Below are 11,120 nucleotides of genomic sequence, written 5' to 3' on the forward strand. Positions count from 1 at the left end.
GAGAATTAGGGCATAGGACAATTGTTGTTGACGGAAGAAAATGCCATTGTCCCAATTATGGCTGTCTAGAAGCATATGCAGGTGGTTGGGCCATCGCTGAACGAGCACAAGAAGCAGTTAGAGCAGATCTACAAGCAGGCAAAATGTTAATTGAACTTGCGGGCAGTATTGATAAGGTTACTGCAGTTCACGTAATTCAGGCTTACAATAATGACGACCTTCTATCCCGACGTCTAATGAAAGAAACAATCCATTACTTGGGTTCGGGTGTTGTAGGTATTGTTAATGCTTTTAATCCATGCGTTTTGATTTTGGGTGGGGGTATTATTGAAGGCTTTCCGGAATTGATCGAAGTTGTGGAGCAGATTGTTCGTAAATATGCGATTGAGGCGTCTGTTGAGCGGCTTAAAATAGTTAAAGCTGCTTTGGGTGATGACGCAGGTGGCATTGGTGCGGCTGCTTTAGCTCGAAGTTTAGTGGGTGAGATATAGCGGATTATATTTCTGTAGCGGATTTACGAATTCCTGTCGTTAATACTGCTGAAATGCGCGAAGTTGATCGATTGATGATCGAAAAATATGGCATTCAACTTCTTCAGATGATGGAAAATGCTGGAAGAAATCTGGCAGAACTTGCACGAAGGTTTTTGGATGGATCTATCTCCGGAAAACAAATAATAGTTGTTGCAGGTAAAGGTAACAATGGGGGCGGAGGTTTGGTGGCGCAAAGCACCTCTACAATTGAGGTGCTCAGATAACAGTATTACTTCAAACAGAAGAACTTAGAGGTATTCCTGAGCTGCAATGGAGCATTCTCAAGAAATTTCCTCTTGAAAAGAAAACCGCTGAACGTGCATTGAAATCCCTATCAAATAATAAAGGTGATTTAATTCTTGATGCTGTGATCGGATATAGCCTTGCTGGTAATCCACGTGGATGGACCGCAAAAATGATTGAAAGAATAAATTTATTATCTATTCCAATACTTGCATTAGATGTTCCTTCTGGATTGGATGCTACAACAGGAGAAATCTACAACCCATGTGTTCAAGCCACAGCTACAATGACCTTAGCGTTACCAAAGACGGGTCTTGTGAAGCCAGATGTAAAACAAGTTGTGAGGTCACTATATCTCGCTGATATTAGCGTTCCAGATGTTTTATACGAAGAAATGGGGATAAATGTCCCCCCATTGTTTCTTAATGATACTCTTATCAGGCTTAATTAGTCGTTTATCTTAATGTGAAAGAAAACGACCCGATTACTCATCATAATGGGTTTTGGAAGGAAATATAGCCAAAATACGACTTAATTTCACTTGGATTCTTATATGAAACACTATTCTCTTCTTTGGTTTCTTTAAATAGTCCTATTGATAGATATGAAAACATTTATAATTCCAAATATTTCTCAGATTCACTACAATAGTGTTGTAGTTGACGATTGACAAGTTCTCCAAAAAATCTAAATATTTAACGCCATTTATAGACTAATTAAAAAGACTATCAATTTGTAGCTATTTTGTTCAACTATGGTGGGTAATTCGAAATGGAAGATCAACCGTCCAAATGGAAGATCATTAAAAAAATATTCAAGAGAGGGGGAAAGCCGATTGCGCTACTTATCGATGGACCAAATATCTTACGCCGAGTTGCTGGAGATCAAGTCCGTTTAGAATATATTGAGGATGCGGCAAGGGAATTAGGTAAGATCCAAGTAGCAAAGGTTTTTCTTAATAGACACGCCCCAGAGAAGTTATTGCAAGCGATTTCAAACAGCGGATTTAATCCTGTAGTGGCCCTTGGAGATATCCATGTAGCAATGGCAATGGAGACTATGATTATATTAAATGAATCAAATGTAAAAACACTCATTATCGCATCTCGACATGCACGCGCAGCAATTATGCTACGCAAAGCTAAGGAACAAGGGTTAGAGACAGTCGCAATTGGCTTCGATCCTGGTTTTAGTATAGCGCTTCAAAATACAGCAGACTATGTTTTCAAACTAAAAACACCAAAACATAAAGGTTCTAGTACCTGAGTCTATTTCAAAACGTTTGAACTAACGCCATTTTTTAAGTTTCGGGAATTAGATACAAAAGATTAAGATATTTGTTGTCTTATGCAAATTGAGGCTTAAGATGTGTGTCCCTCTTTAGATTCAACTTCTCAAAAATTCGATGTTTCAATTGTTGTGACAGCTTATAATGAAGAACGTTTGATTGAAAGAAGTATTTTATCCTCACTTCGACTTAAAGAATACAATAACGCTCGTTGTAAAATCATTTATGTGTGTGATATCGGAAGCGATACAACACATGAAATTGCAAAATATTATCGCGAACAATTGGATGTACTTTTGATACGAAAGGAACGAGGAGGAAAAGCATCCGCGCTGAGAGATGCCATGAAACACATTGAAGGCGATTATATCCTTTTTCTGGATGCAGATTGTTTGCCTCCTATTGATTTTGTAGATCGAATGCTTGCAGAACTTGATGATGATTTAATTGGAGTACAAGCTATCCCCGTGCCTACGAGTTCCAACCGCTTTGTAGAGTCATTTTCATCTATTGATGAAAGTTGGGGCTGTTTTTTACGTTATCTCTGGAGTCATTTAGAGGGAGCTGACTTTATTGGACGGTCTGCCTTGTTCAAGGCGGACATAATTCTAGATTTTGGCTGGAAAGATTACCTTTCAGAGGATTTAGAACTCTCTACACGACTAATATTAGGCGATAATAAAATTAAATATACAAATATCTTTGTTCCAGAAGATAAACCGAAAAGTCTGAAAGCCTTTATAAAACAAAGAATTAGATGGGCAACTGGGGCAATTCAAGTAGCTAAAACGCATTTCAAAACGCTTTTTTCTCAAGTTGGCATTTCAAGAACCAGAAAATTAGCCTATGCTACTTATATGCTATTTCCAATCATATTTTATCCCGCATTTATATTGGTGATACTTTTATTAACCTTTGAAAAATTGTTTTCATGGCCAGGCCTTGGTCTGTGGGTATATCCCCTTAATTACTTTATTTGGTGTGTACTCCTAGCAGTACCGCTCTGTTGCAGTTGGTTGTACGTTTATGGCCTTGATAAATGGAAAACAGCATTTGTAGGACTTGCTTTCCCATTCATGGTTCCAGTCTATACAATAATAACAATCGGAACTATTATCTCTCTTATACAAGGCAAACAAGAATGGTATAAAACCGAACGTTAGAGATATATCTGAGTGATGGACAGAGGAAAGATCATGAAGAAAAGGATATGGGGGTCATTAATCATCGCCCTTGTTATTATCCTATATAGTTTGGCAGCTATTCAACCTGTTTTTGCCGAAAATGTCTCAGTTACTACAGATTGGAGTTGGAAAGCCTATTCTGCAATTCCTCCTAATTCCACTGATTGGACTGAAGTAAATTATGAAGATACTTTCTGGTGGGATGTTGACGCTCCACATAAACACAAGGTTAGTCCCTCAGATATTCAAAATATGGAGGGCACAAGAGCTCAATGGATCTGGTCCGCAAGTGCTGGTGGCGATGATGTTTTTGTATACTTTAGAAAAAGTTTCTACCTTACAAAAAACCCAACTTCAGCACTTCTAAAAATCACAGCAGATGATGATTACTGGCTTTATGTCAATGGTATATTTGTTGGATCTGATTCACATTATTTTGGTGATGCTCCAGAATTTCACTGGCAAACGGCTGAGATCTACGATGTTACTTCGATTTTACGTGAAGGTAAAAATGTAATTGCGGTTAAAGTCTACGATTGGGGACTAAGCGAAGGTCTCTTGGTAGATTGTACTATAGAAGGGTCTGAATTAAGTCCTATAAACTTCTGGGTTGCGTTTCCACGTTGGATTGGATTCTTAGTTTTTGGTATTGCAATTTTTTCGATAGTTTTGGCGGTTTATTACATTCCACGACGAGTTTCAAAGAAAACATTAATTGCAATTATCACAAGCAGAAGCAAAATTTCTTTTAAGACACTAGCTGACCAAATGGGCAGGGATGAGAAGCGAATTCGTAAAAAAGTGAAAGAATTAATTGCAGAAAACAAATTAAAAGCGCACATATCTGAAGATAGAAAAGAAGTTGAACTTGACTAGTTTAAGAACTTTTCTTACCACTCCCGCCTCTGGAAGCCCCTATCCTTTAGGGGGGGTAATTGACATTGCTGGAATGCATTCCAATGTTTTACGCAAAAGAGCTGCGATAGCCTTCCCAATACCCTCTCCTGTTATTGCACTTGTACCCACAATAGAAAAGGAATCTCCAGCAGCTAGAGAGAAATATTCCACGTCTAAGGCATCGGGTAAATCCTGTTTATTTGCAACTAGAACAAAAGGGACCGTATCTGGAAGTTTATTTAACAATCGTTGCAGCATCTTCACTGCAGTTGAAAATGTGTGAGGTCTTGAGCTGTCAAAAAGAACAAGTAAGCCATCTGCTCCTTGAACTAAGATTTCTCTCATAAATTCGAAGTGTTCATGACCTGGCGTACCAAAAGCAAAGATTTTTATTCCAGACAGATTACAACGTCCAAAATCTAAAGCGACTGTTCTACCTTCATCATTATTTATGCTAAGTGCTCGTTTTCCACTAAGTTTTTTAATAAAAGTAGATTTGCCGCAAGCTATGGGACCAGTCACAACTAATTTAAATCTAGACAACGGGATACCTCAGTTTTGTAATCAATTTCAGAACATCGATATTTGATTTAAGAATGCGTAACACTGGGGTATGATAGATTTTCAAAATCTTGTCTTGATTCAGTCTAAAAGAAAAAGAAAATGTAATTTGATATGTGATTGACTATTCTCCAATGATTTGAACTATTATTTCTCTGGAGCGGGACTTTACATCAAGTTCAAGAAAAACAATCTGTTGCCAAGTTCCCAATATCAGTCTTTTTTCATTAAAAGGTACTGTAAGACTTGGTCCTAAAATAGATGCCCTAACATGGCTATGCCCATTGCCGTCATGCCAGAGCTCATGATGCTTGTAGTATGCGTTTTTCGGGGCGAATTTCTCAAGTGCATTAGGTAAATCTTCTATTAAGCCTGGTTCGTACTCGATAGTTGTAATAGCTCCTGTCGCCCCAGGACAGAAAACTGTGGCGATTCCGTTATTTAAATTAGTTTCTTGAATTACCTTATTTACAGACTTGGAGATATCAATGATATCTACTTCACCTTTAGTTTGAAACTTGATTTTTTTTGTCACTACGGTCATTTCCTCCTCTCCTAGTTATTTTTTGACTATTTTTCCGATCAGAAGATTTGCGAACTTTTTTTCTTTAAAAGCCCTGAGGCACCTTTTCTAATATCTTTTCCTTCTATCGTCTTCCTTTGAGACGTACTTGCAATATTGGCTGCCCTTACGACAGTTTGAATGATTATATTTTCTAAAATATCTCGGAGAACATCTGGTGCATCTTGGCCTATTCTTTTTGCACCAGCATCTTTTAGTAATCTCCTCATTGTAGTCTTTTTTAACTCATGTGTGTATAGTTTTGTTAAATCCCATCTTCTGATGAAATTTACAATAGCATCAATGAGATCCCTTTCTCCTAATTTTCTATTTTTAGCTGCGATTTCGAGTTGAACAGCATGCACTCCTCTTGAGATCTTTCCGTGATACGATACGATATCACCGCCCATATACTGAGGTGCCTCCATAAATGCATATTCACCCTGAATATCTCTTGCTTCGAGTTCTTCACGGAGCATTTCAATATAATCAACGTCAATAGTAACTCCACCAGACGTGCCAAATAAAACAGTAATTTCTTCGAATGATGTAATTGGTTTTTCCATACCATGAATGTCTAAGAGAAGCACTTCTGAATGAGTTTTAAGGAGACCTGCAATTATTTCTTGAAGCCTTTTGCGAAAAGGTGTGTCTCTCCACTTAGCCCTGTTGTAGTCTTTATCTTCACGTGAGACAGTCGCAATCAAGGCATATGCTCCAACTTCGATTGCAACTCTATACGCTATTTCGCCCGTCAAGAGATCTGCACGTGGACCCATAGCATGAGGCGCCGTCAATAAGACTGGTATGTCTCCAGGAATCTCAATAAATCCTTTTAAAGTCAACATATTTTTCTCCACAGACTTCGATGATCTCATAGAATTCCCTTGTGACTGCGGTGACAGAATGCAAAACTTCTTGATTACTTTCAAGTCAAGGCTTATAAAAAAATATTTTATAATTGCTTTGTATTTATCTAGCGATTAAGATATTGCGAATCATCAAACTCTAACCCCACTAGACGAAATATATCTGTTTGAGGGATCGATTTGGGTGTCATCGAAAATATTTGTCGTGAGTACGAAGTTGCTATCGGACTTGAAGAGGAACTGTTAATCATTTCAAAGGATGGAACGCTTGTAGCTGCTGCAGACCAACTGATGGAAACTGCTGCAAGCCTATTGAACCAAGATGCTGAGAGATTGGAACGTATAATGTTGAAAATTAGGTCTCTGGATCCAGAACCTAACCTAGCACAAATTGAGCATGTGAGTTTACCGATTCCACTTTCAGAAGTTCCTTCAGCAATCACCGAAGGAAGGTCGCTTCTCTTAGATTCCGCAAAAAGCCTAGGCTATAAATTGTTTGTTCAAAGTTTACACCCTCTTGAGAGCAATCCACATCCTATGTGTGGAACTCATATCAATGTATCTGCAAAACGAACAGCTAACGAGGTGATGAATCCTAAAGAGATATTAGCCGTATACAACCATCTTTGGAATCATCTTCCAGAGCTCATAGCCTTATCTGCAAATACGCCAATCATTCAAGGAGAGACGGGAGCGGTTAGTAATCGTGTTCTGAACTCGACTGTTCTGAAACCAAATCCTTTTGGAAAGTTACAGATCCCTCGTCATCAGCCTGCTTTAGTTCAAAATGAATACTATGGTGCCCTACGCTACTCGTTAAAAATAGGTGCACTTGAAAAAGAGCCAACAATAATCGCAAACACAACAGGACATAGATTACGCGACATTACACCGCGCGGCCCCTCTACAAACATTTCAGACGATAAGGAAGATAGTTTTACTCGAAATCGTATTGAAACAAGAATTTTTGACAATCAAAGAGAACCGAGAAGGTTAGTAGACTTATCGAGAATTGTGAGTGGGCTTGCAATTGAAGCACTGTGTCTTTTAGAAAAGGGCAGCCAAATTATTGAAAACCGTGCTCATGCTGTAAATCGAGAAAGAGCGATTTTAGATGGCATAAATGCCACTTTCTTACATGAAAAGAATGATTCTGTCATAGAAATTCCTGCTAGAGAAAGAGTTCTTGAAATGCTTAATCGGACAGAGATGCACAGAGAACTTTTAGGCGCAAAACTTCAGACTGATTTGAAAAATGCAAAGACTGAAGTAGAAATAAAACGACCTCGCTTAGAAGTTGCGTATTCCAACCCTGAATTTGAACGTTTGCGAAGAAGTGGTAAAACGGTAGTATCCGTTCGCTTTGGAAAGGTTAAGAATGTTTCGGACATACGAAGTAGCAAGAAATATAAGATTTCGAGAGGTCAGACTATTACAGGAAAACTTGGAATTGGGCTTTCTTTGACTTTTGATGAATCAGAAGCAACTCCAGGTCTAGTAACTGATTTCAAGGATGTTTTAATGAAAAACTATCTGCTGGTTTCAAGTATCCGTATTCCTCTCAATGAGTCGGATGAAATCATTGCTGCGATTTCTGAAGAAGAATACATGAGGAGACAGTTTTTTGGTGCGGATGCCTTTCCGTACTTTTTTTAAACATGCTTTTTCTTTCAAAAATCCAAAAAATTAAGAAAAAAGTTGGTTTTTCTATACGACCTATGATCTTTCTGCATCCTGTTCTGAAATAAAATTCGAGAATCGTTGATGAGCAGTTGTGATACCCATATGCATCGGCGGATGTTTAAATCCATAGGCTGAAACTTCAACAAGAGCCCCTGTCATATTTCTATCTAAAGCAATCTTTACACCTCTAATAACATCTAAGAGCACACTCACGCCAGCACTTGCATCAGGTAAGGTCAATCTAATATCTACAGTAACAGGCTGTCCCGCAAAACACTTTCCTTTTATCCAAAAGTAACTAGCTCGGACGTCTTTCATGAAGTCCACAAAATCAGTTGATCCAGCGACTAATGGAACCTCATAAGGTATAGAACTACTAACCGACTCAGTTTTCACCGATCTCTTCTTTGTATAGCCCTTTTCATCAATGGCTGCAAGCGATTCCGAACCACCGCCTATGTCGAGCTGGTAACTCTCATCGATATGTACTCCCCTTTGAACACACAGATTAATGAGAGCCTTATGCAAAACAGTCGACCCAATTTGATTCATAAGGTCATCACCAGCGACAATGCATCCTGCTGAATAAAACTGTTCGCTCCAGTATGGATCTGAAGCTATCAGAATAGGAGTTGGATTGATAAAAGCACATTTTGTTTCAATTGCTGTTTGAGCCCACCATTTTGACGCTTTTTCGGCAGTACTTGGAAGCAAGTTGATTATTATTTCTGCACCGCTTGCTCTTATGACCTCCTTAACCTCTGCAGGCTCAGAATTATCTACTTGTATCATTTCTTCCAAAGCACCTTCTGTTGAGCCTAATGGGTCACATTTGTAGACAGTAACATTCAATTCGGGGATTTCTGCAAACTTAGGGACATTATTTGGATCTGCAAAGATTGCTGCGCTTAAATCTTTCCCTACTTTTCGTTTATCAATATCAAATGCAGCTACAATTTCAATGTCAGTGATTTGGTATTTTCCTAGGGTGATGTTAAGAAGGCCAAGAGCCACTTCACCCTCTTTTGCATCTTTGTAATATTGTAAACCTTGAATAAGCGCTGAACAAAAATTTCCAACGCCTACAATAGCAACTTTGATTGGCATACTTTCATCATCTCTTATAATAAAGTGAACTTAGGACGAGTTCACACTCGGATTAATAAACAATTCGTTAATCGGTTTTTATCTGGTTTACGAAAAACCAACGTTTTGAGTCTTTTTTTATTTTGTTAAGTTCAAAATCGGAGTAGGTTTCAAGAATCTCGAATTCTGCTTCTTTTAGCAATTTTTTAATCGTTTTTAGTTCGTATGCCCTTTCAATGTACTTCTCGTAAAACCGATCATATTTTCCGTCTTCTGCTTTTTTAAATAAAATAACCTCTCCGATCCAGTAATTTTTCTGGTATGAGTTTAACCAAATTAATTCTGCATTAACTTCACTAAAGTCGTAATAATCAACCTTGTATTCTGGCAACACTTTATTTATCTTATAATCGGAATTCATATCACAAATAAAAATACCCTTTTGGTTAAGATGTTTTTTAATCGAATTGAAACATTTCTTAAGGCTTGATTCTTGTAGAACATAGTTTAACGAATCATAAGTAGAAATTATCAAATCATATTTCTGTCCCACATTAAAATCAACCATATTAGATTGATAAACCTTCAGCCCTCTCTTTCTCGCAATTTCTAACATACTTTCGGATATGTCTAATCCCTCGACATCATAGTCTTTATCGAGCAAAATTTTTGCTAATCTACCCGTTCCACAAGCGACATCCAAAATATTTTGGGGATTATAATTCAAGCTTTTGAGGATTTTTTTAATAAAATTGAAATAATCAAAATAGAATTCTTCAGGTGTAACAAGATCATATACTTCAGCAAATTTCTCATATGATCTAATTGGCTCCATGATCAAGACTTTATTGGAAGTTATTTATTAATATAAAGATTGAAATTTCACCTGGACTACATAATTAAAATCCTACATTGGAGAGTTGAAGGATGATATTTCGTTTTTACCAACCAAAAGAGGTTACATGTCAATTATGTGGTTCAAAAAGCGTTAAAATATCCGGCTTCTTAGGTATTTGTGGTGATTGTATAAGAAAGGATCCATCATCTTCACTTCCTTATATAAAAATGGCACATAAAAAGGCAAGAATACCTTATGGTTTACCCGCCGAACCTCCAAGAACTCCTGGTGGAATTCAATGCAATTTTTGTTCCAATCAATGTTCTCTTGGAGAAGGCGATATTGGTTATTGCGGCTTAAGGAAAAATGAAAATGGACAGTTTGTTGGTGCTGGGACTAAACAAGGAATGCTATCATATTACTTAGATCCACATATAACAAATTGTTGTGCGGCATGGTTTTGCCCAGCAGGTACGGGTCAAGGATATCCCGAATATGCATATAGAGAAGGACCTGAACAAGGCTATTCTAATTTGGCAGTATTTTTTTATGGATGTAATTTCAATTGTTTATTCTGCCAGAATGCATCTCATAAGGAATTTCCAAGGCACCTGATTAATGTAGAAGAGTTCGTAAAAACCATCCGAAAAAACGAACAAATTAGTTGTATGTGTTTCTTTGGAGGCTCTCCTGAACCACAATTACCGTTTGCACTTAAGGCATCTAAACGTGCTTTAGAATTAAAGAAAAAGATATTACGGATTTGCTGGGAATGGAATGGGTGTGGTAATTCATCCCTTGTAAGAAAAGCAGCCCAATATTCCCTTAAAACTGGCGGAAACATAAAATTCGATTTGAAAGCAGCCACTCCCTCTCTAAGTTTAGCTGTTTCCGGAGTCGATAATACGAAAGCCTTCGAAAATTTCGAAATGATAGCAAAAGAGTTTTATAATGAGCGTCCAAACTTACCTATCCTCATGGCATCGACCCTACTTGTACCAGGGTATGTAAGTGCTGCAGAAGTAGAGCAAATCGCACGATTTATATCGGAAATAAATCCAGATATCCCCTATTCCCTTTTGGCGTTTTATCCTGCGTTTAAAATGATTGATTTACCCCCAACCTCTAAGGTCCAGGCATCAGAATGCTATCACATTGCTAAGAAATACCTTAACAGGGTAAATATAGGAAATTTGCATATCTTGGGTATTAAAGCACAAAATGAATTACTATGAAAAAAAGAAGACTCTTGTAGAACCTACCAATAATAGGGGATTCTTCCACGTTTTGTTATTCCTATGTAAATCTGATTTGCTGTTTCAAAGTTTTGATTGAAAACCTCATGGTGACCCATCAAGACGTTATCGATAATACTC

13 protein-coding genes are annotated in these 11,120 nt (G+C 37.7%); 8 read left to right on the top strand and 5 right to left on the bottom strand.

Going from position 1 to position 11,120, the window contains the following annotated elements:
- The 6 genes from QVB70_RS10945 to QVB70_RS10970 form a co-directional block, all read left to right on the top strand.
- A partial coding sequence (locus QVB70_RS10945; protein ID WP_287586060.1) for an ROK family protein occupies positions 1-491 on the top strand: 491 nt, incomplete at its 5' end.
- A 53-nt stretch (positions 492-544) separates the two neighbouring features.
- On the top strand, positions 545-757 hold the full coding sequence (locus tag QVB70_RS10950) for an NAD(P)H-hydrate epimerase (RefSeq protein WP_287586062.1): 213 nt from the start codon (positions 545-547) through the stop codon (positions 755-757).
- 41 nt (positions 758-798) lie between these two features.
- The gene (locus QVB70_RS10955; protein ID WP_287586086.1) at positions 799-1,227 is read left to right on the top strand and encodes an NAD(P)H-hydrate epimerase; all 429 of its coding nucleotides are present in this window, start codon (positions 799-801) and stop codon (positions 1,225-1,227) included.
- Between the two features lie 320 nt (positions 1,228-1,547).
- Positions 1,548-2,042: an NYN domain-containing protein gene (locus QVB70_RS10960; protein WP_287586064.1), complete on the top strand. Its 495-nt coding sequence runs from the start codon at positions 1,548-1,550 to the stop codon at positions 2,040-2,042.
- Between the two features lie 102 nt (positions 2,043-2,144).
- Positions 2,145-3,227: a glycosyltransferase family 2 protein gene (locus QVB70_RS10965; RefSeq protein ID WP_287586066.1), complete on the top strand. Its 1,083-nt coding sequence runs from the start codon at positions 2,145-2,147 to the stop codon at positions 3,225-3,227.
- 33 nt (positions 3,228-3,260) lie between these two features.
- Positions 3,261-4,124, top strand: coding sequence for a hypothetical protein (locus QVB70_RS10970; protein ID WP_287586068.1), 864 nt, complete (start codon positions 3,261-3,263; stop codon positions 4,122-4,124).
- Positions 4,125-4,163: 39 nt separating this feature from the next.
- Here the strand turns inward: QVB70_RS10970 and QVB70_RS10975 are convergent, their stop codons facing one another.
- The 3 genes from QVB70_RS10975 to QVB70_RS10985 form a co-directional block, all read right to left on the bottom strand.
- Entirely contained in the window at positions 4,164-4,688 is a 525-nt protein-coding gene (locus QVB70_RS10975) for a GTP-binding protein (protein WP_287586070.1), read from the bottom strand.
- Between the two features lie 142 nt (positions 4,689-4,830).
- The gene (locus QVB70_RS10980) at positions 4,831-5,250 is read right to left on the bottom strand and encodes a secondary thiamine-phosphate synthase enzyme YjbQ (protein ID WP_287586072.1); all 420 of its coding nucleotides are present in this window, start codon (positions 5,248-5,250) and stop codon (positions 4,831-4,833) included.
- Positions 5,251-5,288: 38 nt separating this feature from the next.
- Positions 5,289-6,116 (bottom strand): histone, encoded by an 828-nt coding sequence (locus QVB70_RS10985; RefSeq protein ID WP_287586074.1) that lies wholly within the window; start codon positions 6,114-6,116, stop codon positions 5,289-5,291.
- Between the two features lie 201 nt (positions 6,117-6,317).
- Between QVB70_RS10985 and QVB70_RS10990 the strand changes: the two genes are divergently transcribed.
- Positions 6,318-7,793, top strand: coding sequence for a hypothetical protein (locus QVB70_RS10990; protein ID WP_287586077.1), 1,476 nt, complete (start codon positions 6,318-6,320; stop codon positions 7,791-7,793).
- Between the two features lie 60 nt (positions 7,794-7,853).
- Here the strand turns inward: QVB70_RS10990 and QVB70_RS10995 are convergent, their stop codons facing one another.
- Both QVB70_RS10995 and QVB70_RS11000 read right to left on the bottom strand, forming a co-directional pair.
- Complete coding sequence (locus QVB70_RS10995; RefSeq protein WP_287586079.1) at positions 7,854-8,927, bottom strand: hypothetical protein; 1,074 nt, start codon at positions 8,925-8,927, stop codon at positions 7,854-7,856.
- Positions 8,928-8,994: 67 nt separating this feature from the next.
- Positions 8,995-9,741, bottom strand: a complete 747-nt coding sequence (locus QVB70_RS11000) for a class I SAM-dependent methyltransferase (RefSeq protein ID WP_287586081.1) — start codon at positions 9,739-9,741, stop codon at positions 8,995-8,997.
- 92 nt (positions 9,742-9,833) lie between these two features.
- On the opposite strand from QVB70_RS11000, the gene QVB70_RS11005 reads away from it, so the two are divergent.
- On the top strand, positions 9,834-10,979 hold the full coding sequence (locus QVB70_RS11005) for a radical SAM protein (RefSeq protein WP_287586083.1): 1,146 nt from the start codon (positions 9,834-9,836) through the stop codon (positions 10,977-10,979).
- The last annotated feature ends 141 nt before the right edge of the window (positions 10,980-11,120 follow it).

Source organism: Candidatus Borrarchaeum sp. (assembly GCF_019058535.1).
Classification (GTDB): Archaea; Asgardarchaeota; Sifarchaeia; order Borrarchaeales; family Borrarchaeaceae; genus Borrarchaeum; species Borrarchaeum weybense.